This is a genomic window from Chryseobacterium sp. C2(2020) (assembly GCF_014218915.1).
In the GTDB taxonomy this organism is placed as follows: Bacteria; Bacteroidota; Bacteroidia; order Flavobacteriales; family Weeksellaceae; genus Chryseobacterium; species Chryseobacterium mucoviscidosis.
Genome location: NZ_JACLCT010000024.1, coordinates 40,791 through 65,166 on the forward strand (window position 1 = coordinate 40,791; position 24,376 = coordinate 65,166).

Genomic DNA, 24,376 nt, shown 5'->3' on the forward strand with positions numbered 1-24,376 from the left:
TTACTTTACAAATATAAAAATTTAATTTTAATTCCAAAATAATTTAATCAAATTTTTCACACTTTCATGATAAAATTATTTTTATTGAATCCCGAAGTGTGATATTGCCAGTTTATCGCGATAATCTCACTCACTTTTTTCTTCATATCTGTATAATTATCAGGAAGTTTCATAATAACATTAATTCCTTTTACCAAAAAATCGTCTTCTTCGTCATTCTTAAAACTTTCCGAATAAATAACAATCACAGTATCATTAAACTTCATATGTGATTGTATTACTGAAAAAAAATCAAAATCGTCTTTTGCAATAATATCTTTATTAATCCAGAACATTTCAGGAATCAAAATATCTTCTTCATCCAGCAAATCCATCACACATTTTATCTTGTGAAAAGAATTTGTTTTAAGGGCAATTTTTGAGTCCGAAAATATATTTTCAAAAAAGATTCGTTTTCCTTCGTCCTCTTCTACAAGAATTATATTCAGATAATCTTTGGTCATACAGCCTTCAGATATTGTTCGTTGATATGGGATAATTTTCTCCTCAGCGAAATAATTTTCTGGAACTGAGAAGGTGTCATTCCCGTTGTATTTTTAAACTGTGTGCTGAGATGTGCTACACTGGAATAATTTAAGCGGTAAGCGATCTCCGTAAAACTAAGCTTTTTACTGATGATCAGTTCTTTTGCAAACTCTATTTTACGGATAATGAGAAAATTTTCAATGGAAGTATGGGTAATCTCCGAGAACAAATTCGAAAGATATCCGTAGCTGTGATTGAGTTTTTCGGCAATGTAAATGGAAGCTTTTACAGAGATTCCTTCTTCGGAAGATATAAGTTCTACAATGGCATCTTTAATTTTTTGTACCAACGCAGCCTTTTGATTTTCAATTATTTCTATTCCGTAATCTTCAAGGTTTTTTTTAAAATTCTTGTGCTGTTCCTGGGTAAGAGATTCATAGAACTCTACTTCTCCGAAATTCAGAAGCCTGTATTTAAGACCGTGCTCCCGAAGTTTCTCATCAAGAATCTTTTTACAGAGGGTATTGAAGTCAAATTTTACGTACATTTTCATCTTTTATATATCCTTTAATGTTTCAATGTAAATATAAAAATTTTATTTCAATTAAAAGTGAAATAATAAAAATCTGCTATTTTTTGCATAAATAAAAAACTCCTGCATTAATAAATACAGGAATTTAAACACTAAGGATGAAAAAAAATATACTGATAAAAAGCCAATAAAGCTTAGCACCAAGCATATGAATGTACTTTTGAAGGTGATTTGGTACAGCAAAGATGCGAAAAATAAATAAATCACATTTTATAGAATTATGTTTAAGATTTATAAAATTCCAATCTTCTTTTCTTTAAAGCTTGAATTCCATCAGGTAATCATCCATTACAAAACCGTCTCCTATATCCAGAACCACCTCATCATATACTTTAAATCCCTGAGATTCGTAGAAATGTTTAGCGTTATTATCTTTATTCACATTCAGAATAATTCTTTTATCATTACTCTCAGAAATTTTCTGTTTTAAAAAGCTTAGGGCTTCTTTTCCAAAACCTTTCCCCTTACTTTCCGGAACCAGATAAATCCTGTGAAGCTTCGTTGTGGCATCTTCGTAACCGTTTTCATATCCCATGAAACCCTCAAAAGAATGATTACTTTCATCAAAAATTAAAAAATAATGATAATCCGGATTCTTTAAATGGGATGAAATTTCCTCTTCTGAATACATTTTCTCCAACATATAATTGATCTGTTCATTCGAGATAATCCCCTTATATGCACTTTCCCAGGATCTTCTTGCCAAATCCTGAATCATCGGAATATCTTTTTCTGTAGCTTCTGTTAATTTCATTTAATTACATTTTAAAAATTGAAAAAGGTGAAAGAACTGATTCTTTCACCTGATATTTTGGAATCGCTTCAAAATGATGTTATAAATATACAAATCACTGCAAAGCAGATTAATAACTTTCTTTTAAATATTTCCCATTTCAGTTTTAATTTTAGCATGAAGCCCTTCTGAAGCAGCTACTAAAGGAAGTCTCAGATAGTTTTTGATGATTCCCATTTCTGCAAGAATCACTTTAATTCCGCAAGGATTTCCCTCAGCAAAAATCAGTCTCGTGATCTCAACCAGCTTGTTATGGATTTCGTAGGCTTCATCCACTTTTTTATCAAAAGCCAACTGAACCATGGTAGAAAATTCTTTAGGATATGCCTGCCCTATTACAGAAATTACCCCTGCTCCACCTGCCAAAGTTACAGGAAGCGTATATTCATCATCTCCAGAAACCAGATTGAAACCTTCCGGCTTCTTTCTTAAAATATCGAAATACTGAAGAATATTCGGAGCCGCTTCTTTAATCAGGAATAAATTAGGGAATTCTCTTGCCAAGCGCAGCGTTGTTTCTGCCTCAACATTTTGTCCAGTTCTCGAAGGGACGTTGTAGATGATAATATTCTTTCCGGTTGAAGCCAACATTTTATAATGCTGATAAAGCCCTTCCTGATTGGGTTTGTTGTAATAAGGAGAAACAGAAAGTACTGCAGTAAATTCAGAAAGATCTGCTTCTTCAATCTGTTTCTTTACTTCAAGAGTATTGTTTCCGCCGATTCCCAAAACCAAAGGAACACGTTTATTATTAACCTTAATGATATGCTCAATTACCTGTTTCTTTTCCTCAGCAGAAAGCGTTGCAGCCTCCGCTGTAGTTCCCAAAACAACTAAATAACCGGTTCCGTTTTCGATATTGTAGTCTACCAACTTTGTTAAACTATCGAAATCTACGGATAAATCTTCATTAAAGGGCGTTACCAAAGCAACACCTACTCCTTTTAAAATGCTCATCTGTTAGAATTATTTTTGCCAAATTTAATCATTTGTGAGAAGAATTTCTAATAATTAATAATGTTTTATTATACATATAATTATATTTGCATATACTAAAAGATATAATGGAGTTATCAGCTAAATTGTTTATCAATATACAATAGAATGATAATTACCAATACCTTAATAATATAATTGTCGACGTATGAAAAATAAATTCTTGTTATTAGGAATTGCTCTGGCTGCCCTTTCGGCTTGTAAGACGGCTTCATCGGCTTCTTCCATGCAGATTGCAGAGGTAAAAACCCAGAAAAATATTTCTATTAATAATGAGCTAAAAAATGATGAGGAATTTGTAAAAATTATCGAGCCTTATAAGCAAAAACTGGATAAAGAGATGAACCAAAAGATCTCTCACACCAATGTAGATCTTACAAAACAAGGTGATAACAGTAACTTAGGTAATCTTTTAGCAGACTATACATTCGACGGAGCAGATGTTTGGGCAAAGAAAAATATACAGAAAAATGTAGACGCAGCCCTCATCAACATCGGAGGAATCCGTACCACGATCGGGAAAGGAGATATTTTACTGAAAAGTGTTTTTGAAGTAATGCCTTTTGAAAATGAAGTGATTATCGTAAAAATGAAAGGCAGCGATCTTCAGGGACTTTTCGATTATTATGCAGAACATCAGGTAAACAATCCTGTGTCTCATTTGTATATAGAAACCAATAACGGACAGATAACCAAAACTTTAATCAACGGGAAGACAGTAAATCCGGAACAGGATTATAATATTGCAACTTCAGATTATCTGGCTTTGGGAGGCGACAATATGAAATTCTTCTCGAAAGGAGAAATGATCCCGACAGGAATTAAATTAAGAGATCTTTTCATCGATTATTTTAAGAAAACTCCTGAAGTTGTTCCCAGTACAGATGTTCGTCTAAATTTTATCGGTAAAAAGTAATGGATAGAAAAAGTTTTTTAAAAGCAATAGGTAGCGGAACTTTAGCAATGGCTTTAGCTCCCAATATGATGATGGCGGAAGAATTAAACATTCTTGATTTAAAGTCCGCAACGAAACTTACTATTCTTCACACCAACGATCAGCACAGCAGAATAGAGCCTTTTGACGCAAGCTATACCAAAAATCCCAATCAGGGAGGTTTTGCAAGAAGGGCAAGTTTAATACAACAGATCAGAAATCAGGAAAGCAATGTTTTGCTTCTGGATTCCGGAGATATTTTTCAGGGAACTCCCTATTTCAACTTTTTCGGCGGTGAATTGGAGTTTAAATTAATGTCCATGATGAAATATGATGCTTCTACCATGGGAAATCATGATTTTGATAATGGTCTGAACGGATTTTTGAAAGTTTTACCCAATGCAAAATTCCCTTTCATCTGTTCAAATTACGATTTTAAAAATACTGTTCTTGACGGAAAAACGTCTCCGTATAAAATTTTCAATAAAAACGGAATCAAAGTAGGCATTTTCGGAGTGGGCATTCAACTGGACGGACTGGTTGGCAAAAAACAATATGGGGAAACAGTTTACTCCGATCCTGTTGACGTTGCCCAACATTATTCCAACTTCCTGAAAAACGAACAAAAATGTGATCTTGTTATCTGCCTTTCACACATCGGCTACGATTATAAAGACGAACCTAATAAAATAAGTGATAAAATTTTAGCTGCCAAAACAGAAAATATTGATATTATTCTGGGTGGCCATACCCACACTTTCTTACCGGAACCACAGACTTTTACCAACAGAGCAGGCAAAAGTGTTCTGGTAAATCAGGTAGGATGGGCAGGTCTTCTGTTGGGCAGAATAGATTTCTTCTTTGATACTAATAAAAATGTAAAACATATTTCCTGGAACAATCAGGTAATAGACAGCAGCATAATAGCATAAGCATGAAAAAACTCTCTTTAATCTCTCTTGGTATTTTAGCATCCCTGCAAGTTGCACATGCACAGACTATTTCTTCAAAAAAATGGGCAGACTTATTCTCCTACAATAATGTTCTTGCCATGAAAGAAGATAACGGAAAAATAGTTGCAGCAGCAGAAAGCGGGGTTTTCTACTATACCATTTCTACTGGTGAAATTACCAAACTGTCTAAAGCAAACGGTTTGCATGAGGTTAAAGTTTCAGCTTTTGATTACAATCCGCAGAACAAAATCGGTTTGGTAGGTTATCAAAACGGCTCGCTGGATGTCATAACTCCGGATGGAATTACTTATGTTGTTGATATTCCTATTGCGACCGGATATAACGGAAGCAAAAAAATCAACCATATCTCAATTACCGGAGATCTTGCTGTTATTTCTGTAGGTTACGGTGTTTCAATATTCGATTTGAAGAAGAAAGAATTTAAAGATTCTGCATTCTTTTTATCCGGAGGAGTTTATCAGGCAAGTAATGAAGCCACGATCTTCGGAAATAAAGTGTTTTCTGTAACCAACACCGGTCTTAGAAGCCATGAGATGAATACTACCTTTCCTGTCTTTTCAACATGGACTACGGAATTGGCAGGTACATTCAAGCATATCGATTCAGAAGGGATTCTGAGCTTTTCTTCAGCCAATACAGCTTATTTATATAACGGAGGAGCTTTTACTCCCCTTTCACAGTCATTTACCAATGTTCATGATGTCGTAGTAACTAATAACAGTATTGTAGTTACGGATCTCAGCAGAGTGTATACATTCGGAACCAACGGAAACTTTAACGCAAACGTAACTTTTGGTGAGGAATGTAACACTGCAACCACTATAGGAAGCAGTGTTTATGGCGGAACAATTTTTTCAGGAATTAAAAATGAGGGGGGAAATACCTTCAAACCGGATGGTCCTTATCAGAATTATGCCTATAAAATCAGTCTTTACGGAGAAAATCAGATTTTGGTTTCTACCGGAGGAAGAGAAAGCAGATTCAATACCCCTATTTTCAATATAAAAAATCCCGGATTTTATTATTTTGACGGGATGAGCTGGATCTATCCGTCCTATTTTAAAGGAAATTCAACCGTATTCAATGTATTGGATGTTGTTGCAGATCCTGTAAATCCAACTGATGTATTTTTTGCAAACTACATGACGGATGGATCACGCGGAATTTATAAAATGAAATACAATGCAGGAAACAAGGATTTTACTTTCGTCAAAAAATATGATTTAGGAACTACTAATATCTTCACAAGGCGTCCTGTAGGTTTGACTTTTGATGATTCGAACAATCTTTTTGCTTCTATAGCTTTCTCCGGTGACGGTGCTGCACTTGGTCCTTATACAGCAATCGGTGCATACGACAGAACAGGAGATGACTTTGTTATAAAAAACACCACTTCTCAATTTGGAGCTTCCCAGAAAGCTCTTTACAATGAAGGGCTTCTTTTTATTCCTACGCCGAGAACTAATAATTTTATAGCTTACGATACAAAGAAAACACAAAGTACTTCAGACGATACCGCCTATATTTTAACACAACCTAACGGTTTTGCAACAACTTCCGGAGGAACGCTTTCTGTAGCGGTCGATAAATCCGGAGATGCATGGATCGGTACGGATGCCGGACTAAGAATTTTACCAAACGCTGTTTCAGCTATAAAAACACCGTCTTCCGCAACCGTTGAGCCAATTATTATAGAACAGAACGGATTGGGTGAAGAACTTTTCAGAGACGGGCAGATTTTACAGATTGAAGTGGATGCGGGAGATCATAAGTGGATTTCTGTTGATGGTGGAGGTGTGTATTATCTTTCCGCAGACGGACAGCAGACCATTAAACATTTTACCAAAGAAAACTCTCCACTTCCAACAAATACCATTACGGACATTAAAGTTGATAAAAAAACAGGAAAAGTATATTTTGTTTCTTATGACGGAATTGTGACGTATCAGGGAGATGTTGCCGATGTAACATCAAATTTCGGAAACGTTCTGGTATATCCAAACCCTGTAGTTTATTCTAATTTTAAAGGAAAAGTTACTATTAAAGGTTTGGCAGAAGTTACCAACATCCGAATTGCTGATGCTGCCGGAAACGTTGTACATTCCGCAGTGGCAAGAGGTGGATATTATGAGTGGGATCTCAATAACCAGAGAGGAACAAGAGTTGCTTCGGGAGTATATTTCGTATTAATGACCAATGAAGACGGCTCCGATAAAGCTACAGCGAAGATTGCTGTCGTAAATTAATGAATTCACAAAGCGGATTTTTATTATCTTATATAAAATATGGTGAAAATGATGCAGTACTGCACTGTTTCACTGAAGAAGACGGGTTTCAGTCTTATTTTCTGAAAGGAATATATGCTAAGAAAAATAAGAAAAAAGCCCTTCTTCTGCCGTTAAGCAAACTCAATTTCTCTGTAAATCCTGTAAAAGGAAACGGAATCCAGACGATTTCAAAATTTGAAATGATTAAAAGCAACGATATTTATACGGATATTCGCTGTAATACGGTTGTGTTTTTTATTTCAGATTTTTTAAATCAGAATTTAAGACATGAAAACAAAAATCATCATATTTTTTTCTGTCTTGAAGAATTTACGGATGAGCTGGAAAGCCGCAACTATCAGTCGCATCTTATTTTTTTAATTAAAATTCTAAAAATTCAGGGCGTTGCACCATTATTGAACGAAGGAAAATTTCTTGATCCTGAAACAGGAACTTTTACCCATGAAATAATGCACCAACTGTTTACAGAAGAAGTTTCAGCCATCTGGAAAAGAATTCTTTCTGCTGAAAATCCTTACGGCATTAAAATACATTCCAATTTCAGGAAAGACTTTTTAGACAGCTTACTCGTGTACTATCATTACCATATCACCGATTTTAAAATTCCGGCTTCTCTGGAAGTCATTCAGCAGATATTTGAATGATTAATACCTGAGAATTGGCATTAAGTAAGATATTATTGATTTAAAATTCCACATTTTTCGGTCTTTCAGTCTCAGATTCTGCAATATTTTTCCGTGAAAATCTTGGCATTAAAATTTTGGCAATAAGCCCTGTCCAACCTGTCTGATGCGATGCTCCTACTCCACGACCGGTATCACCATGAAAATATTCGTAGAACAAAATATAATCTTTAAAATCCGGATCGGTCTGAAATCTGGGATACTGACTGTTAAAAGGGCGGTTTCCTTTTTCATCTTTTAAAAATAATTGAGACAGTCTTTTGCTTAAAGCCTCTGCAATTTCGTCAAGATTGGAATAGTTTCCGCTTCCGGTAGGATATTCCACCAAAAAATCGGGACTGTAATAAAAAAAGAAGCGTTGCAGACTTTCAATAATTAAAAAATTAATCGGAAACCAGATCGGACCACGCCAATTGCTGTTTCCTCCGAAAAGTCCGCTGTCGCTTTCTGCGGGAGTATATTTTACCTTATAATCTGTTCCGTTGAGATTTAGGGTAAACGGATTGTCTTCATATTCTTTTGACAGCGCACGAACGCCGAATTCGCTTAAAAACTGATCCGGATCGAGCATTCTGCTTAATAATCTCTTTAAACGATGACCTCTTAAAAGAGAAAGCAAATGTTTGGATTCATCACCTTTTACTTCCCAATGAGAAACCAAAGCAGCCAGTTCCGGTTTATTTTCCAGAACCCACTTCATTCTTTTCTTGAAATTCGGCAGTTTTTCGATCATTTCATCATCGATAACCTCAACTGCAAACATAGGAATAAGTCCAACAATTGTCCTTAATTTCAGATACATATGATCTCCATCGCTCGAAGCAATGGCATCATAAAAGAATTCATCTTCTTCATCCCACAAACTGAAACATTCTTCTCCCATGTTGTCCAGAGAATTGGCAATTGCCAGAAAATGCTCAAAAAACTTCATCGCCATTTCTTCATACACATTGTTATACAAAGCAAGTTCCAGAGCAATTCTCATCATATTTAAAGCAAACATTGCCATCCAGCTCGTTCCGTCGGATTGCTCAAGATGTTCTCCGTTGGGAAGAGGCATATTCCGGTCGAAAACGCCGATGTTGTCGAGACCTAAAAATCCTCCTTCAAAAATATTATTTCCGTTGTTGTCTTTTTTATTCACCCACCATGTAAAATTCATTAAAAGTTTCTGAAAAGCACTTTCCAGAAATTGCAGATCGGGATTACCCTTCAGATATTCATCTATTTTAAAAACCCTGAAAACAGCCCATGCATGAACGGGAGGATTTACATCACTAAAATCCCATTCATAAGCCGGAAGCTGTCCGTTTGGATGCATATACCACTCAAAAAGAAACAATTTGAGCTGATGTTTTGCAAAATCGGGATCAATTAATGAAAAACTGATGGTATGAAAAGCCAGATCCCACGTTGCGTACCACGGATATTCCCATTTATCGGGCATAGAAATAATATGCTCGTTGTTGAGGTGCTTCCATTCAGAATTTCTGATGTGTTCACGGGATTTTGGGGGTGGAACCTGTGAAGGATCTCCTTTCAACCAACATTCCACATTGTAATGATAGAACATTTTGTTCCAGAGCATTCCTGCAAAAGCCTGTCGCTGAACGAGTTTCTCGTCTTCTGTTTTTATTCCGCACTGAATGTCTGCATAAAATTCGTCTGCTTCTTTCTGTCTTGAATCCAAAATTTCCTCAAAATCCTGAAAAGGCTGTTTTAAATCTTGATCTGACAGTCTGAATTCAAACGTTTTTGTTTCTTTTGGTTTAAAATTTTCGTCGATGAAAAAGGAAGCCTTTGTTCCAAAATCTTTTGGATTTACAGACTGGGAATTTCCGTTGATGATAAAATCGTTGATTCCGTCTTTGGTATATTTTGACTGGTTCTGAGACTGATACAGTCTTTCATTATTAGTTTCGTTATCGCAGAATAATATTTTCTGAGCATTTTTTGCGTATACATTTTTGATTTCTAAATCGTGATGATTAATAGTGATACAATCTGAATTTTCAGAATTCATCTGAGGTTTGTAATTATTATATCCCCAGTTCCATGTATTTCTGAACCAGACTGTAGGCAGAATGATTAACGGAGCTTCTTGTTCTGATTTATTGACGACCGTTAGTTTTACCAGAATATCATTCTGACTTTCTTTGGTGTATTCAATAAAAATATCAAAGTATTCGTTTTGGTCGAAAATTCCGGTATCAATTAATTCGTATTCAGGATCTTCTTTTCCTCTTTCTGCGTTGGTTTTTATGAGATCTTCGTAGGGAAATGCGTTTTGAGGATATTTGTACAGCATTTTCATGTAAGAATGCGTAGGCGTGGAATCGAGATAATAAAAATATTCTTTTACATCTTCCCCATGGTTTCCCTGACCGTTTGATAGGCCAAAGAAGCGTTCTTTCAGCATTTTATCTTTTTTGTTCCAGAATCCGACTGAAAAAACAAGTTTCTGAAGGTCATCACAGATACCGCAGATCCCTTCTTCGCCCCAACGGTAGGTTTTGGCCTCCGCAATGTCGTGATTGGTATAGTTCCATGCATCACCATCTGCACTGTAATCTTCGCGCACCAAACCCCATTCGCGGTTGCTGACATAAGGTCCCCATTTTTTCCATGTAACGTCGGACAGTCTTTCTTTTTCTTTCATGTTTTTTATAGATGATGATTAACTATGAATATTTAATTTTTTGGTAAACCTCATAGGTTTTAAAAACCTATGAGGTTTGATTAATTCACCAATTCATTTTCTTTAATAACGTTCATTCATGTTTCGGCTGCAATGCGCTCCGGATTGAACGGTCTGTCTGAGCTATTTTTGTAAGTTTTGGAAAAAGCAAAGGCACAAAAAAGCGAGTAGTGAAAGCCGGAAATATGCGCCAAAAGAATTATCCTCCTGTTGAAAAGCTTTCGAACGTTGTCATTCCGCCATCTACAAAAATACTGGCTCCGGTAATGTAGTCTGCAAGATCACTTGCCAGAAACGCCGCCATATTTCCGATGTCCTGCGGTTGACCGATTCTGTTATAAGGAATCAGGTCTAATAATGAGTTTAACGCTTCAGGAGTGTTCCATGCATCTTTGTTGATGGGTGTCTGGATTGCTCCGGGACAGATGGAATTGACACGGATTTTGTCGGCTCCGTATTCCTGCGCCAAAGTCTGCATGAGCATTCTGATTGCGCCTTTGCTTGAAGCATAATTGGCGTGACCTGCCCAAGGAATGATTTCGTGAACGGAACTGATGTGAATGATTTTTCCACAGGCAACGGAACGCGAAGGATCGATACCACGGCGAAGAAATTCTTTGATGGCTTCTCTTGCACATAAAAACTGACCTGTAAGATTGATTCCGATGACGGTATTCCACTGATCGAGTGTCATTTCGGTAAATTTTGCATCTTTCTGAACACCTGCGTTGTTGATGAGAATATCGACTGTTCCGAATTGTGAAACCACATCCTGAAACATTGTAACGACCTGATCTTCTTTGGAAACATCGCACTGATAGGTTATTCCGTTTCCGCCTGCATCGGTGATTCCTTTTAAAACGGCTTTGGCTTCGTCTGACGAATGCTCCGAAGAGTGATTGACAATAACTGTTGCTCCGGCTGAAGCGAGTGATTTTGCAATTCCTGACCCGATTCCGCTGGAAGCTCCGGTAACGACAGCGACCTGATTGTGAAGAGATATTTCCATGTTTTATTATTTGATGTTACTCAAATTTAGGTGAAAGTTTCACGCCAAACATGAAAATTCTGAATTAAAAATTTCTTAAAGTTTGATTTTTAAGGATTATGCTAAAACTATTTTTTATTGAAACGATAATTTTTTCAAAAATTCTGTTTTACAATTTTTTGTACATCAGATATTGTATTCCGCTTCTGCCCATTCTTGTTTTTCCGTCGAATTTGTAGCCGACTTTGAGATATAGTTCGTAAGCGGAACTATTGTTTTGGTTGACTGCAAGAACGATTTCGCTGCAATCTTTGAAGTGTTCCCGAACAAATTCATCAAGTAGGATCATTGCTGCTTTTCCGATTCCTTTTCCCTGCGATTCAGGATTTATGGAAAGGGAGCGCAATAACGTAGAATTCTGATTGTCTGTAAGGTCTAATTTATCATTTCCGAAATCCAGCACAAAAAAACCGGCAGGATGATGATTTTCCAGAATGGTGATGGGAAAAGCAAGGGTGTCGCTCCGCTCTTCAATTTTCTGTAATGCCTGTTCTGCAGTTGCGGTGTATTGTGACTGCAGTTCGTCCAAAGTATAGCTTACTCCGGGAAAATCTTTCGGTTCGTAAAATTTTAATTTTACCATAATTTAATGATGATATATGTCTTCATACATTACTCCTGCCCGAATTTCAACCGGAAGTTTATTTTCTTCTGGAACAACGGGACAGTTGTAATCGTAAGCGTTGTAAGCACAGTAAGGGTGATACGATTTATTAAAATCCAGAATAATGGTTTTGCCTTTTGGGATGGTTAAATCGAGATATTTTCCGCCTCCGTATGTTTCTTTTTCGTTAGTAGCATCACGGAAAGGCAGAAATAAATGGTCTTTGTATTTTTTCTGTTTGATTAAATCTAAGCTTTGATACAGCGTTAATGTATATGATTTTCCGTCTAACTGAAATGTTGCTTTTCCAAATTCTCTGTAAGGTTTTGTTTTGCCTGAAGAGGTGGGAAGATCAAAAGGTTCTGCATTTTCTGTTTTCTCGAATTTTGCGGTAATTCTGTATTTTAAATTGATTGGAAAGAAAGGATGCTGCTTAAAATTTTTAAAATTCTCGCCGCGTAAAGGTGTTTCTTTCGGGTTTAAATATTCTGCATTCAGTTCTTTCTGAAATTTTTTAATTTCGGATTCTTCTTTTGACAATTTTTGAGAAAATATCAGAAGTGGAAAAAGTAAAAAGATAAGTAGGTATTTTTTCATGAACTTAAAACTATGATTTACGATAAAGATCTTACGGTAAATAAGCCATTCAGCGGATTAAATTTTCAGTAAGATTCTGAAATTTTCACACGGTAGATGTCTGATGAATTTCTTTTAATGGATTCTACAAAAAATCCGCCTTCTTCCGGAATAACTTCTTTTAAATCAAAGCTTTTACAGTCTTTCGGCAACCCTGAAAACACCAAGGTAAACCAAAAATCTTTCATAAACGGAACGGGAGTCCAGTTGGGATAAATGGTAATGTTTTCCGCATGAATTAATTTGCTCTGATGTTCCGACTGATTATCAAAAAGATAGGTTGACTGCCATATTCTGATGAGGTTTCCAAAAAAGGGTGATGCCGGAAAACAGCAATGGACAATAACCTGCTGTTCCTCCTCGAATTTGGTTTGAAGGGATTCTAATAATTCTTTCACGATCACAGGTTTTATAAGTGTTTCTGACATAATATCTTTGTGAGAAGTGAATAGTCAATTGTTTGTAATTTAATACTTTAATTTAAAAAACTGACTATTCAGCGCTCACTTTTTTTAATATTCGAGTTGTAATTTTTCTTTTGAATAGTTTCTCACTTTTTCTGTAAGCTCGGGATGATCTGCCAGTTTTTGCCCGTAAGAAGGAACCATTTCCAGCAGTTTTTCTTTCCACTCGCCATGAAGTTTTTCGGGGAAGCATTTTTCAAGCACGTTTAACATTGCGTACACTGCTGTTGACGCTCCCGGAGAAGCGCCTAAAAGAGAAGCTATTGTTCCTTTTTTATTCACTACTACTTCGGTTCCGAATTCCAGTTTTCCGCCATGTTTTTCATCTTTTTTAATGATCTGAACTCTTTGTCCGGCAACTTTCAGTTCCCAGTCCTCTTCTTTGGCATCTTTAATAAATTCTCTCAAATGCTGAATTCTCTGGGACTTCGTCATGGCGACCTGCTGAACCAGATATTTGGTTAAAGGAATATTATGCCACCAAGCTCCGAAAAGCGATCTTAAATTTTTAGTATTCACACTTTCAGGTAAATCCAAATAGCTTCCTTCTTTTAAAAATTTAGTTGAAAATCCGGCAAAAGGTCCGAAAAGTAAAGCTTTCTGCCCGTCGATTATTCTTAAATCCAAATGTGGAACCGACATTGGCGGAGCATCCACAGTTGCTTGTGTATATACTTTTGCCTGATGTTTTTCCACCAATTCCTGATTGTGAGTTACCAGCCATTGTCCGGAAACCGGAAAACCGCCGTAACCTTCGCTTTCTTTGATTTCTGAACTGTCTAACAATGGCAAAGCATATCCTCCTGCACCGATAAATACGAAATTCGCTTCTACTTCCTGTTTGTGATTATGAATTCTGTCTTTCACTTTCATTTCCCAGGTTCCGTCTTCTTTCGGATCAATGTCTTTTACTTCGTGGTAAAGGAAAACTTCAACATTGGAATCTTCCAGCAAATGTCTTCCCATTTTTCTGGTTAACGTTCCGAAATTAACATCAGTTCCCAGATCCATTTTGGTTGCCGCCATTACTTCCGACTGGTTTCTTTTGCTCATTACCAAAGGAATCCATTCTCTCAATTTATCGTGATCCGTTGAAAATTCCATCCCTTTAAAGAGAACAGATTCTGACATTTTCTCATGACGTTTTTTAAGATATTCTGCATCTTTTTCTCCAAAAACGAGACTCATGTGCGGACAGGAATTAATGAAATCCTTCGGTTCGCTGATGTAACCTTTTGTAATTAAATAAGACCAGAACTGTTTTGAAATTTCAAACTGTTCGGCGATGCTTTCTGCCTTTGAAATATCAATTGTTCCGTCGGGTTTCTCAGGGGTATAATTGAGCTCACAAAATGCTGAGTGACCTGTTCCTGCGTTATTCCAGGCTGCTGTACTTTCTTTAGCAAACCGTCCCAGCCTTTCGAAAATAGCTATTTCGAGCTCAGGATCAAATTCGTGTAATAAGGTAGCTAAAGTGGCACTCATAATTCCGCCACCTATTAGAACAACGTCGTATTTGGGTTTCGGCGTTCTGCTTGTAAGCGATTGTGACATAATTTAAATTTTATTACTTCAAAGTTCGGGAAAAGTTTCTTAAAATAGGGTTCGGTTAAACGATTTTAATATGGGTTTTATCAAAAAAATTAATTTACAGAATCTGTCGGATTATTGAGTTGTTTTAAAATCTGTGATGCTGAAATGCTGATTATTGTCTTGAGTTTTTATGATCCGACAACTTTATAGTCATGATTGAGCGGCATGTCTGAGCTCTTTTTAGGTTTTCGGCGGCGGCTTTGCCGCCGCCGAAAACCTAAAAAAGCGAGTAGCGAAAGCAGGAAAAAGCTCCAAATAAAAAAGATTTCTATACATAAAAAAAACACCAGAAGAAGATTTCTGATGTTTTTGTGTTATTTAAAATTGAAAATTAATCGAGTTTTGCGGTGAGTTTCTTAAACTGTTTTTCTGCATTTTTTCCTTCATACAGAATTCCATAGATCGTATCTACAATCGGAAGTTTCAGCCCTTTTTCCTTTGACGTTTTATAAATAGAATTCGCGGCATAATATCCTTCTGCAATCATGTTCATCGACTGGATTGCTGATTTTACGGTATATCCTTTTCCTATAAGATTTCCCAAATTTCTGTTTCTGGAGAATAATGAATACGCGGTAACCAGTAAATCTCCCAGATAAGCACTTTCGTTAACATCTCTCGGCGCTTCGTAAATGGCTTCCAGAAAAGTTTCCATTTCACGGATCGCATTGGAAACGAAAACCGCGGTAAAGTTGTCTCCATATCCTAAACCACTCGCAATTCCGGCTCCGATAGCGAAAATATTTTTAAGAATCGCACTGTATTCGTTTCCTAAAATATCTTTGCTGGAATGCATTTTAATAAAATCTGAATTAAAAATATCCACCAGTTTCTGTGAAACTTCATCTTCTACGGTTGCAACGGTAAGATAGGACAGTCTTTCCATCGCTACTTCTTCTGCGTGACAAGGTCCTGCAATCACTGCCTGATTCCTGAAACCTATTTTAAATTCGTCTCTTAAATAATGTGCTACGACATCATTTACCTTCGGAATAATTCCTTTAATGGCGGAAACAAATATTTTATTCTGATAATCACAAGTCATTTTATCCAGCGTATCGGAAAGATAGATCGACGGCGTTGCCAAGACAATAATATCACACGCAGAAACAAGCTCGTTGATGTCTGTGGTAAGCTTTAAATTTTTAAGATTGAAATTGACTGCCGTAAGATAAGTCGGGTTATGACCTCTCTGTTCGATCGCTCCTTTTACGTACTCATTTCTTACGCACCAGTGCACGACTTTACAGTTTTCTACAAGCATTTTCACAATAGCAGTCGCAAAACTTCCACTTCCGACTACTCCTACCGCAACATCATTTTTGCTTTTCTTCGGGTTCGATTCTATATTTGTTTTCTTTTTTGCCATAATAGAAATGTGAACTGCAAATATATTAAAACAAAGACGGAAAGAAGGATTTTCGGAGCATGATAAAAACCAAATTTAGACAAAATTAACACTTCAACACAATTAAATATCTAATCGACCGTTAATTACAGAAAAAACTAAAGTTTTGTTAAAAATAAGCCTGAAAGTTTATTTTTAATTAAATTTGCAGGCTTAAAACCGTTTTGTAATTATACTAAGAGAAGAAAAATGAAGAAATTTCTAAGCAGTAAAAAGAACATAAATGTGCTTTTAGGAGGACTTTTATTAGTAGTTTTTGCGCAAGGTATTTTCATTGCGAAGTTGTATTCGGAAAAGGACAACAAAAATTATGAAGTAAACCTTGTAAAAATAAACACTGAAAAAGACAGTGTAGATTATCTGAAAATGAAAACTGATCTTACATTAGTGGATCAAACCGTAGCAGAACTGAATTCTTTCCTTAAATCTAAGGATGTTCCCAACGAGAAAGTTACTATTCTGAGTAAAGACAGTATCTCCAACTCTATTTATCTGGCAAAACAGGCAAACCGATACAGCCAATATCTGATGAATCTTCAGAAAAAGTTACTGGAAGTTCCTTTGGGAATGCCTACTGAAGGTTATATTTCGTCTAATTTCGGAGTGAGAAAAAATCCTATTCCTTTTAAAACCGTTTTAGCCTCCGTAAAAAGTAGTGCTGCAAAACCTGCTGCCGTTGCAGCCGCAGCTCCGGAAGTAAAAGCTGAGCCTGTAGAAAAAATTATAGAAGTAACGGACAGCTACGGAAATAAAAGAGAAGTAAAGGTAATGGTAACACCAAAAACGACTTCTGCTGCTCCGGTTTCTGCTTCGTCAGTAAAATCTGTTGCAGCCGGATCTGAAAAGCCTGCCGAGAAAAACAATTCGCCTGCAGAAGCAGATCAGATGCAGTTTCATAAAGGACTGGATATTGCCGTTGCTTACGGATCGGATGTCGTGGCAACTGCAGCCGGAACGGTTATTTTTTCCGGACAGAAAGGAGGGTACGGAAACTGTGTGATCGTTTCTCACGGAAACGGACTGGCAACTCTTTACGGACATTTGTCGCAGTTAGTGGCTAAAGTGAATGATAAAGTGAAAGTGGGACAGGTTATCGCCAAATCCGGAAATTCCGGTCGTTCTACCGGACCTCACCTTCATTATGAGGTACATAAGAATAATACTCCGGTAAATCCGAAGTTGTTTATGAATCTTTAAAATGAGAGTTAAAATATAGAGTTTCGGGGGCACCTTTGGTGCCGCCGAAACTTTTAAAACATATCTTAAAAAAATTAGTAGGCTGCTGTAAAACGCTCTCTGATGTGGTTATTCTGTTCCAGTTCATCCACTAAAACCACCGCTACATCTTCTACGGAAAGAATACTTCTTCCGTTTTCATCGAAAACAGGATTTTCCAGAGCGGTTCTGTATTTTCCGGTTCTTACACCTGCCGTTCCCTGATGCATTTCTATTGCCGGACTGAAAAATGTCCAGTCTAAGGTTTCATTTTCTTTAATTTTGTTTAAATAATCTCTTGCCGCAGTTGCCCCAGGTTTTATTTCTGCAGGAAAATCTGATCCGTCTACCAGTTGTTTTCCATCAATATAAAGACTTCCTGCTCCTCCAACAGTAATAAATCTTTTTACGCCGGATTGTTCAACTGCTTTTTCAATATTAAGGGAACCATTCAGAAAATCATCATAGAGATTAGGATTGGTCCATCCTGCGTTAAAAGCGCTGATTACGGCGTCATTTCCTTTTAAAGCTTCTGATAATTCATCTACATTATTTACATCTACACTTTTAGCCGTTACTTTTTCGTTCTGCTCTACTTTTGAAGCATCTCTTACAATGGCTTCTACCTGATATCCTCTGTTGGATAATTCTTTTACAACCTGAGTTCCTACAAAACCTGTTGCTCCTATTACTGCTACTTTTTTCATACTTTTTTATTTTTAATATTTAATTGTAATAATTTTTGTTACATTTTTAAGCAAAAAATTTTATTTAAACTGTTCGCTGAACTGTTTTAAGGATTTATTTCCTAAAAAATCCAAAACCAACTGATCGGTTTCTGAAAACAAATTTTTAAGATGATTATTAATTTCTTTTCCGACCGGGCAAACCGGATTGGGATTATTGTTTTTCTTTCCTAAAACTTCGGTGTTCTTCACAGCCAGATAGATTTCAGAAATTCGTATGGAATCTGCACTTTTTGCCAGCTGACTCCCTCCTTCTTTTCCCTGTCTGCTTGTAATTAAACCTGCTTCTCTTAACACACCAAGCTCTTTACGAACAATCACAGGATTGATATTGATGCTTCCTGCAATCCATTCTGAGGTAAGCCAGTCCTGTGGACTTTCCGTCAATAAAGTCATGATATGTATTGCCGTGGCAAATCTTGTGTTGTTCATTATAATTACTCAGCAAAGATATACAATTTTTTAATGTAACAAAAATTATTACAATTAAAATTTGTTAAAGAATCAGGCGATCCAGATCCAAAAGCAGATAATTGATATTCTGATTGATGGTTCTGGTTGCCGACTGCATCTGATTAAGCATTGCGGCACGGTTATGAAGATCATCTGAACGGTAAAATCCTCCGTCACTGAAAATAACAGATTCGTCTGCACGCTTTTTATCATCATCAAACTGATAATGAAGCCAGCGTTCTTTCATACTCGAAATAATAGACTGCTGCTCTCTGTTGGAAAATTTTTTCTCAGTGTACATATACCAGATAAACGGCGGAAAGTTAGGTGACTGCAATTTGCCACTCCATACATCTCTTAGCAGATTTCTCTGGTGGATAAATTCTACTTTTTTACCTTTGGGATTTAAAGTTGCCAAACCAAATCCTGCTCCCAAAACTCCTCCTCCGATATCTATGGCATTACTCCATGAATTATCCTTTACAATTCCTCCCGCTACCGAAGCCGCGGCTCCGGTTACGATCGAAAGCAGAATAAGTTTATTGTTTCGGGAATCGTTTAGATTATCCACATAATTTCCGATCTGCGTTACTCTTTCCCCTTCACAGTCGAATTCTGCAGCAACCGCATCCAGTTCGGTTAAAGCAATGGTTATTTTGCTGTTGATTTTGGATTTTAGCTGTAAAACTTTTACCTGAGACTCCAGAGAAGTGTCTTTTTTAAGCTCCATGATCTCATGAACTTCATCCAGATTATCTAAAGCATTCAGAATCAAAATACTCTGATCCGAAAATTTATCTCTTAATTCTTTATTGGCATTAATGATGGAATCTGAGTTATAGGAAGGCAGTTTATTACCGTAATTGTATTTGAAAGGCGCTTTACAATAGCTGTCTCTGAGGGTAAGAATATTTTGTCTGATTGCCTGATTTTTCCTTGATACACAGGAAGTAAGCAACATACTGAATGCTACAAAGTAAATTATCTTCTTCATTGATCGATGTTTTCTGTGATTCGGGATTCTTATACATCTGTAAGCTACAAACCTGTAGAAAATTTTATAAGAATTACATTATTTCAAATTCAAACCAAATATTTGTTTTAAGTAATTTGAAAGTTAAAATTACGCAAATAAAAAAATTTACCCGAATAACAGGTAAATTTTTAAGCTATTTTTAATAAATTACTTCTTGATATCCAGCAATTCCACTTCAAAAATAAGCGTAGAATTCGGACCGATCTCTTTGCTGATCTGCTGATCTCCATAAGCCAGATGCGGAGGAAGAATTAATCTCCACTTGCTTCCTACAGGCATCAGTTGAAGTGCTTCCGTCCATCCTTTAATTACTTTATTTAATGGAAATGAAGCCGGAGTTCCTCTTTTTACAGAACTGTCGAAAACTTTTCCGGTGATAGTTGTTCCGTGGTAATGGCATTTTACGGTAGATCTAGGACCCGGCTTTTCGCCTTCGCCTTCCGTAATGATTTCATACTGCAATCCGCTCGGCAATTCTACAACGCTTTCTCTCTTGCCATATTCTGCCATATATTCCTGACCGTCTTTCAGGTTTTTTTCTGCCAATTCTTTTTTACGTTTAAATAACATATCTGCTACTCCCATAATTGATAATTTTTGCAAAGATAGTTCTTTGTGCCGGAAGATGATAGCCGGAAGATGGAAGTTTTTTAATCATAGAAATTTTTCAAAACATATAAATCATTAGTTTTCAAGTTATTAAATTTTATTTTTTTTGCATCTTTAACTCAGCTTAAAAAATTCAAGTATCATTAATATTCTGTTAATAGGATTTCCGAAACTTGGCGTTATAATTGGACTTAAAAACTAAATGCCCAATCCATTACCATATAAAAAGGAATACGACAGACTGACTGATGAAGAGATGCAGCTTCTGGAAATCAATAAAAAAAGCATTACGGATTTTGTTGAGCAGTCGCCTTCAGTGAGTGATGTTCATTACGCAACGAGAAATGCTCATGCTAAAACATACGCTGTTACGAAAGGAACTTTTCTGATTGATAAAAACATTCCCGAAGAACTGAAACCGTATTTTGATAAAGAAAAATATGATCTGATCATCCGTCTCTCCAACGCTCATTTAAAAGTAATGAAGGGGAAAAGAGATGTTCCTGCATATGGTTTTGCCGTGAAAATTAATGATGAGAAAGGAAACGTGATTGCCAATTTTCCTTTGGTGAATTTTCCGTTGTTTCCGATTAATTCGGTGAGTACATTTCTAAAATTATTTACATCCGTTAATCGTTTTTTTGTAAAAAAATGGAGTTCTTTTTCTTTACTGATGCAGATTTTAAAAGTCATTCCCTCAACAGTTACGGCATCATTCGTCAAAAATATATTCAGACTCTGGAGGAAGAGAAATGATTTTTTTCTTTCCTTTGATTTTCATTCTGTCGGTGTGTACAGACTGGGAGATTATATGATGAAAATTAAAATCAAACCGCAATCTGTCAACAAACATTTTGGGAAGAAATTAAAGGTAAAAAATGCTGTGGAACGTTATCTTAAAGAAGAAAATTTCACGGCAGATGTTCTTATTCAGCTTTGCTATGACCTGAAAGATCAGCCTGTGAATAAACTTAATGTCGAATGGAAAAATTCGCCTTATATTAAAATCGGGGAAGTGAAAATTGAAAAAAACAATCTTCTGAACCCAAACTCCTGCGACAGCGAATTGCTTTCTTTTAATCCTTTTGAAAGTAAGATTTTCTTTCAGCCTATCGGAAAGATTCAAAAGCTCCGCGATGAAGCGTATAAGGTTTCTGTACAGACGAGACGGAAAATCAATAAGCTGTTGAAATATAATAAATAATGAAAAGTGAATGGTGAGTTTTTGATTTTCCTGTCATTTCGACGAAGGAGAAATCTATTTTGATTGATTTTAACGCAAGGTTCGTTAGGTTTTGTTTTACATTCTGATGATATTTTTTGTTCGCAACGGCGTTTCACTCAGCAAATGATAGCAACTTTGATTATTCGGCGCTTGATTTTAGGAAAAATCTATTTTTATTGATTTTAACACAATGTTCGCTAAATTTTGTTTTACATTGTAGTGGGTATTTTTTATTCGCAAGGGCGTTTCACTCAGCAAATTTTGATTATTCGGCTCTTGATTTTAGGAGAAATTTATTTTTATTGATTTTAACGCAAGGTTCGCTGGGTTTTGTTTTACATTCTGGTGATATTTTTTGTTCGCAAGGGCGTTTCACTCAGCAAATGATAAAAACTTTGATTATTCGGCGCTTGATTTTAGGAGAAATTTATTTTTATTGATTTTAACACAATGTTCACTAAATTTTGTTTTACATTCTGATGATATTTTTTGTTCGCAACGGCGTTTCACTCAGCAAATGATAGCAACTTTGATTATTCGGCTCTTCGATTTTAGGAGAAATTTATTTTGATTGATTCTAACGCAGTGTTAACGCAAGGTTCGCCAGGTTTTGTTTTACATTGTAGTGGGTATTTTTGTTCGCGAAGGTATTTGACTTCGTCGAATCTTCGATTTCATCTAGTGAATGATAATTATTAAGACTAAAATCGTGTTTGCCACGCAATTTTTTAAATTCTGTTGAGATTTCTAAAGGATGAGAAACTTTATTGGCTAATTCAAATATTGAAAAATAGACTAATTCCATAGCCGTGATTGAAGCAATTGTTTGAGCTCATTTTTAAGCTTTTTGGCGGCGCGGCAAAGCCGCGCCGCCAAAAAGCTTAAAAATAGCGAGTGCGGAAAGGGCGAAACAGCTCCTAAAAATAAAACAACAAAAAAGGCTCTACAAATTGTGTAAAGCCTTTCTATTTTTAATAAGAACTGGTCTTATTCTTCAATTTTCTCTTTGTCTTCGTCATCCTTTTTATCGGGGAAAATCAGGGATAAAATCACTGAAATTACCAAAACTCCTCCAACGATTCCCAAAGAAACCGGAGACGGAATATGAATCCATGGTGCAATCAGCATTTTTACTCCGATAAACGATAAAATAACTGCCAAACCGTAAGGCAATTTGCTGAACATATGAATGAAATTCGCCAACAGGAAATACAATGATCTTAATCCTAAAATTGCGAAAATATTCGATGTGTAAAGGATAAACGGATCATTGGAAATCGCGAAGATTGCCGGAATGGAATCTACTGCAAAAAGTACATCCGTAAACTCAATTACGGCTACAACAACCAAAAGCGGGGTTGCCATTTTTATTCCGTTCTGTACCGTGAAGAATTTGTCGCCCACGTAATTGTCTGAAACTTTCCAGAATCTCTTAATCAGTCGTGCTCCTGCGGTATTGCTGTAATCTTCTTCGTCATCATCGTCTCCGTCGCCCCACGATTTTATTCCTGCATACACAAGGAACAACCCGAATAAAGTCATTACAATATTGATTTTTACCGGATGTCCGAAAATATTCATTTCAGGAAGGTAAGTAAGATTGATTAATCCAACACCAGCAAAAATAAAGATCGCCCTGAAAATCAATGCTCCGATAATTCCCCAGAAAAGAACTTTGTGGTGGAGGTATTTCGGAACTTTAAAAAATCCGAAAACCAGAATGAATACAAATAAGTTATCCACCGAAAGTGCTTTTTCAATCCAGTAAGCCGCCTGATACTGCGTGAATTTCTCCACTGCCAAAGCATGACTTTCGGGACTTCCGTCTGTATTGAAAACCCAATAAACCACACCGGAGAATACCATAGACAGTGAGATCCATACGATTGACCAGATTGTAGCTTCTTTGGAAGAAACTTCATGACTTTTTTTGTTGAAAACTCCTAAATCCAGAAGCAACATGATAACTACTGTTATCGCAAATCCCCAAACCAGACCGGGATGAAGATCTAAAATACCTTGATGTTTGTCCACTTTTAAATGTGCTTATTATACGATAAAAGCAATATTTGTACGGATACAAGTATTGCTAAATTTTATTTTTATTTTAAAATTTCATTCAACAGTTAATAAGTTTTGGCTAAAGCCGGATTGGAAACCTATTTTTAATGCAAACGGGCTAAAGCCCGTTCCTATTGAATATTAATATTTTACAAATATTTCTGCTTTACAGTTTCTATTGTTTCCTGTAATTTTCTGTCTGCTGTAGGATCTCCGATCGCGTTGAACTTCCATTCTCCGTTTCTTTTGTAGAAAACGCCCATTACCATGGCAACATGACCTTTGAAAGATGCATCATTGGCAATATCATATTTTGCAAAAACTTCTCTTACGTTGGTTGGCGTTCCTTCATAAATTCTGATGGATGCGAAAGGAATAGTCCCGAAATCCTGACCTTTATAACTGTTCAGAACCAAAGCAACGTGTTCTACATTGGAATCCAGATTGCTGAAATCCACAGTAATCACCTCATTGTCAAGACCGTCATCTCCATTTACGTCTCCTGTTAAATCGTCTCCGCTGTGTCTTACCGAACCGTTTTTGGATTTTAAGTTTCCGAAATAGATTACTTCTGTCGCGTTTTTATTGGAATCGTATAAAATACAGCTTCCGTCTAAATCTACTGCTTCTTTTGTAACGCCTCCGAAGAATCCTTTCTTCTCGATTGCTCCCCAGTTAATTCCCACACAAGCCTGTGTAAGCGTGGTTCCGTTTTCCTTCGTTAGGTTTATTCTTTGACCCTTTTGTAAGTTAATAGCCATTGTTATATTTTGTTTTAGTTCTAATTTTAATTTT

23 protein-coding genes are annotated in these 24,376 nt (G+C 36.3%); 6 read left to right on the forward strand and 17 right to left on the reverse strand.

Annotation, left to right across the window (positions count from 1 at the left end; genetic code table 11):
* Positions 1–56: 56 nt before the first annotated feature.
* From H6W52_RS14035 to dapA, 4 genes are all read right to left on the reverse strand, one after another.
* On the reverse strand, positions 57–503 hold the full coding sequence (locus tag H6W52_RS14035; protein ID WP_116098773.1) for a response regulator: 447 nt from the start codon (positions 501–503) through the stop codon (positions 57–59).
* Complete coding sequence (locus H6W52_RS14040) at positions 500–1,078, reverse strand: helix-turn-helix domain-containing protein (RefSeq protein ID WP_087708992.1); 579 nt, start codon at positions 1,076–1,078, stop codon at positions 500–502. The genes H6W52_RS14035 and H6W52_RS14040 overlap by 4 nt, the downstream gene beginning before the upstream one ends.
* A gap of 295 nt (positions 1,079–1,373) precedes the next feature.
* A complete protein-coding gene (locus H6W52_RS14045) occupies positions 1,374–1,871 on the reverse strand; it encodes a GNAT family N-acetyltransferase (protein ID WP_116098774.1) in 498 nt (165 codons plus the stop codon).
* 123 nt (positions 1,872–1,994) lie between these two features.
* Positions 1,995–2,867, reverse strand: a complete 873-nt coding sequence (gene dapA, locus H6W52_RS14050; protein ID WP_116098775.1) for a 4-hydroxy-tetrahydrodipicolinate synthase — start codon at positions 2,865–2,867, stop codon at positions 1,995–1,997.
* Between the two features lie 187 nt (positions 2,868–3,054).
* Between dapA and H6W52_RS14055 the strand changes: the two genes are divergently transcribed.
* Genes H6W52_RS14055 through recO form a run of 4 tightly spaced genes read left to right on the forward strand, consistent with a single transcriptional unit; the run spans position 3,055 to position 7,746 of the window.
* Positions 3,055–3,822 carry a 5'-nucleotidase C-terminal domain-containing protein gene (locus H6W52_RS14055; protein WP_116098776.1) on the forward strand — a complete coding sequence of 256 codons (768 nt, stop codon included), beginning with the start codon at positions 3,055–3,057 and terminating at the stop codon, positions 3,820–3,822.
* Entirely contained in the window at positions 3,822–4,772 is a 951-nt protein-coding gene (locus H6W52_RS14060; protein ID WP_116098777.1) for a bifunctional metallophosphatase/5'-nucleotidase, read from the forward strand. Before H6W52_RS14055 ends, H6W52_RS14060 begins: the two co-directional genes overlap by 1 nt.
* Positions 4,773–4,774: 2 nt before the next feature.
* Positions 4,775–7,060, forward strand: a complete 2,286-nt coding sequence (locus tag H6W52_RS14065; RefSeq protein WP_185144423.1) for a T9SS type A sorting domain-containing protein — start codon at positions 4,775–4,777, stop codon at positions 7,058–7,060.
* Entirely contained in the window at positions 7,060–7,746 is a 687-nt protein-coding gene (gene recO / locus H6W52_RS14070; RefSeq protein ID WP_116098778.1) for a DNA repair protein RecO, read from the forward strand. Before H6W52_RS14065 ends, recO begins: the two co-directional genes overlap by 1 nt.
* Positions 7,747–7,786: 40 nt before the next feature.
* Here the strand turns inward: recO and H6W52_RS14075 are convergent, their stop codons facing one another.
* The 7 genes from H6W52_RS14075 to H6W52_RS14105 form a co-directional block, all read right to left on the reverse strand.
* Positions 7,787–10,444 carry an MGH1-like glycoside hydrolase domain-containing protein gene (locus tag H6W52_RS14075; RefSeq protein WP_116098779.1) on the reverse strand — a complete coding sequence of 886 codons (2,658 nt, stop codon included), beginning with the start codon at positions 10,442–10,444 and terminating at the stop codon, positions 7,787–7,789.
* Between the two features lie 238 nt (positions 10,445–10,682).
* On the reverse strand, positions 10,683–11,492 hold the full coding sequence (locus H6W52_RS14080; RefSeq protein WP_116098780.1) for a glucose 1-dehydrogenase: 810 nt from the start codon (positions 11,490–11,492) through the stop codon (positions 10,683–10,685).
* A 148-nt stretch (positions 11,493–11,640) separates the two neighbouring features.
* Complete coding sequence (locus tag H6W52_RS14085; protein WP_087708978.1) at positions 11,641–12,114, reverse strand: GNAT family N-acetyltransferase; 474 nt, start codon at positions 12,112–12,114, stop codon at positions 11,641–11,643.
* Between the two features lie 3 nt (positions 12,115–12,117).
* Positions 12,118–12,675: a DUF1684 domain-containing protein gene (locus tag H6W52_RS14090; RefSeq protein ID WP_228457581.1), complete on the reverse strand. Its 558-nt coding sequence runs from the start codon at positions 12,673–12,675 to the stop codon at positions 12,118–12,120.
* Positions 12,676–12,797: 122 nt separating this feature from the next.
* Positions 12,798–13,199, reverse strand: a complete 402-nt coding sequence (locus H6W52_RS14095) for a hypothetical protein (RefSeq protein ID WP_108411637.1) — start codon at positions 13,197–13,199, stop codon at positions 12,798–12,800.
* Positions 13,200–13,283: 84 nt separating this feature from the next.
* Positions 13,284–14,789, reverse strand: coding sequence for a malate dehydrogenase (quinone) (gene mqo, locus H6W52_RS14100; protein ID WP_116098782.1), 1,506 nt, complete (start codon positions 14,787–14,789; stop codon positions 13,284–13,286).
* Between the two features lie 370 nt (positions 14,790–15,159).
* On the reverse strand, positions 15,160–16,197 hold the full coding sequence (locus H6W52_RS14105; protein ID WP_116098783.1) for an NAD(P)H-dependent glycerol-3-phosphate dehydrogenase: 1,038 nt from the start codon (positions 16,195–16,197) through the stop codon (positions 15,160–15,162).
* A 228-nt stretch (positions 16,198–16,425) separates the two neighbouring features.
* Between H6W52_RS14105 and H6W52_RS14110 the strand changes: the two genes are divergently transcribed.
* On the forward strand, positions 16,426–17,433 hold the full coding sequence (locus H6W52_RS14110) for a M23 family metallopeptidase (protein ID WP_116098784.1): 1,008 nt from the start codon (positions 16,426–16,428) through the stop codon (positions 17,431–17,433).
* 74 nt (positions 17,434–17,507) lie between these two features.
* Here the strand turns inward: H6W52_RS14110 and H6W52_RS14115 are convergent, their stop codons facing one another.
* The 4 genes from H6W52_RS14115 to H6W52_RS14130 all read right to left on the reverse strand — a co-directional run bounded on the left by H6W52_RS14115 (position 17,508) and on the right by H6W52_RS14130 (position 20,271).
* On the reverse strand, positions 17,508–18,158 hold the full coding sequence (locus tag H6W52_RS14115) for an NAD(P)-dependent oxidoreductase (RefSeq protein ID WP_116098785.1): 651 nt from the start codon (positions 18,156–18,158) through the stop codon (positions 17,508–17,510).
* A gap of 60 nt (positions 18,159–18,218) precedes the next feature.
* Positions 18,219–18,629 carry an Rrf2 family transcriptional regulator gene (locus H6W52_RS14120; RefSeq protein ID WP_108411735.1) on the reverse strand — a complete coding sequence of 137 codons (411 nt, stop codon included), beginning with the start codon at positions 18,627–18,629 and terminating at the stop codon, positions 18,219–18,221.
* A 64-nt stretch (positions 18,630–18,693) separates the two neighbouring features.
* A complete protein-coding gene (locus H6W52_RS14125; protein WP_116098786.1) occupies positions 18,694–19,644 on the reverse strand; it encodes a hypothetical protein in 951 nt (316 codons plus the stop codon).
* A gap of 189 nt (positions 19,645–19,833) precedes the next feature.
* Complete coding sequence (locus H6W52_RS14130) at positions 19,834–20,271, reverse strand: FKBP-type peptidyl-prolyl cis-trans isomerase (RefSeq protein ID WP_076392781.1); 438 nt, start codon at positions 20,269–20,271, stop codon at positions 19,834–19,836.
* A 226-nt stretch (positions 20,272–20,497) separates the two neighbouring features.
* On the opposite strand from H6W52_RS14130, the gene H6W52_RS14135 reads away from it, so the two are divergent.
* Complete coding sequence (locus H6W52_RS14135) at positions 20,498–21,499, forward strand: catalase (protein ID WP_116098787.1); 1,002 nt, start codon at positions 20,498–20,500, stop codon at positions 21,497–21,499.
* A gap of 1,008 nt (positions 21,500–22,507) precedes the next feature.
* Here H6W52_RS14135 and H6W52_RS14140 read toward each other — a convergent pair.
* Positions 22,508–23,554, reverse strand: coding sequence for a TerC/Alx family metal homeostasis membrane protein (locus H6W52_RS14140; protein ID WP_076392785.1), 1,047 nt, complete (start codon positions 23,552–23,554; stop codon positions 22,508–22,510).
* Positions 23,555–23,730: 176 nt separating this feature from the next.
* Positions 23,731–24,342, reverse strand: a complete 612-nt coding sequence (locus H6W52_RS14145; protein ID WP_076392787.1) for a TerD family protein — start codon at positions 24,340–24,342, stop codon at positions 23,731–23,733.
* Between the last annotated feature and the right edge of the window lie 34 nt (positions 24,343–24,376).

What these genes read in the sequence shown, in the direction of transcription:
- H6W52_RS14080 (WP_116098780.1), bottom strand. Translation starts at nt 11,492, where the DNA reads ATGGAAATATCTCTTCACAATCAGGTCGCTGTCGTTACCGGAGCTTCC.
- H6W52_RS14115 (WP_116098785.1), bottom strand. Translation starts at nt 18,158, where the DNA reads ATGAAAAAAGTAGCAGTAATAGGAGCAACAGGTTTTGTAGGAACTCAG.
- H6W52_RS14110 (WP_116098784.1), top strand. Translation starts at nt 16,426, where the DNA reads ATGAAGAAATTTCTAAGCAGTAAAAAGAACATAAATGTGCTTTTAGGA.
- H6W52_RS14125 (WP_116098786.1), bottom strand. Translation starts at nt 19,644, where the DNA reads ATGAAGAAGATAATTTACTTTGTAGCATTCAGTATGTTGCTTACTTCC.
- H6W52_RS14135 (WP_116098787.1), top strand. Translation starts at nt 20,498, where the DNA reads ATGCCCAATCCATTACCATATAAAAAGGAATACGACAGACTGACTGAT.
- H6W52_RS14045 (WP_116098774.1), bottom strand. Translation starts at nt 1,871, where the DNA reads ATGAAATTAACAGAAGCTACAGAAAAAGATATTCCGATGATTCAGGAT.
- H6W52_RS14075 (WP_116098779.1), bottom strand. Translation starts at nt 10,444, where the DNA reads ATGAAAGAAAAAGAAAGACTGTCCGACGTTACATGGAAAAAATGGGGA.
- H6W52_RS14130 (WP_076392781.1), bottom strand. Translation starts at nt 20,271, where the DNA reads ATGGGAGTAGCAGATATGTTATTTAAACGTAAAAAAGAATTGGCAGAA.
- H6W52_RS14085 (WP_087708978.1), bottom strand. Translation starts at nt 12,114, where the DNA reads ATGGTAAAATTAAAATTTTACGAACCGAAAGATTTTCCCGGAGTAAGC.
- H6W52_RS14105 (WP_116098783.1), bottom strand. Translation starts at nt 16,197, where the DNA reads ATGGCAAAAAAGAAAACAAATATAGAATCGAACCCGAAGAAAAGCAAA.
- H6W52_RS14040 (WP_087708992.1), bottom strand. Translation starts at nt 1,078, where the DNA reads ATGAAAATGTACGTAAAATTTGACTTCAATACCCTCTGTAAAAAGATT.
- dapA (WP_116098775.1), bottom strand. Translation starts at nt 2,867, where the DNA reads ATGAGCATTTTAAAAGGAGTAGGTGTTGCTTTGGTAACGCCCTTTAAT.
- H6W52_RS14095 (WP_108411637.1), bottom strand. Translation starts at nt 13,199, where the DNA reads ATGTCAGAAACACTTATAAAACCTGTGATCGTGAAAGAATTATTAGAA.
- mqo (WP_116098782.1), bottom strand. Translation starts at nt 14,789, where the DNA reads ATGTCACAATCGCTTACAAGCAGAACGCCGAAACCCAAATACGACGTT.
- H6W52_RS14055 (WP_116098776.1), top strand. Translation starts at nt 3,055, where the DNA reads ATGAAAAATAAATTCTTGTTATTAGGAATTGCTCTGGCTGCCCTTTCG.
- H6W52_RS14060 (WP_116098777.1), top strand. Translation starts at nt 3,822, where the DNA reads ATGGATAGAAAAAGTTTTTTAAAAGCAATAGGTAGCGGAACTTTAGCA.
- H6W52_RS14120 (WP_108411735.1), bottom strand. Translation starts at nt 18,629, where the DNA reads ATGAACAACACAAGATTTGCCACGGCAATACATATCATGACTTTATTG.
- H6W52_RS14145 (WP_076392787.1), bottom strand. Translation starts at nt 24,342, where the DNA reads ATGGCTATTAACTTACAAAAGGGTCAAAGAATAAACCTAACGAAGGAA.
- H6W52_RS14035 (WP_116098773.1), bottom strand. Translation starts at nt 503, where the DNA reads ATGACCAAAGATTATCTGAATATAATTCTTGTAGAAGAGGACGAAGGA.
- recO (WP_116098778.1), top strand. Translation starts at nt 7,060, where the DNA reads ATGAATTCACAAAGCGGATTTTTATTATCTTATATAAAATATGGTGAA.
- H6W52_RS14065 (WP_185144423.1), top strand. Translation starts at nt 4,775, where the DNA reads ATGAAAAAACTCTCTTTAATCTCTCTTGGTATTTTAGCATCCCTGCAA.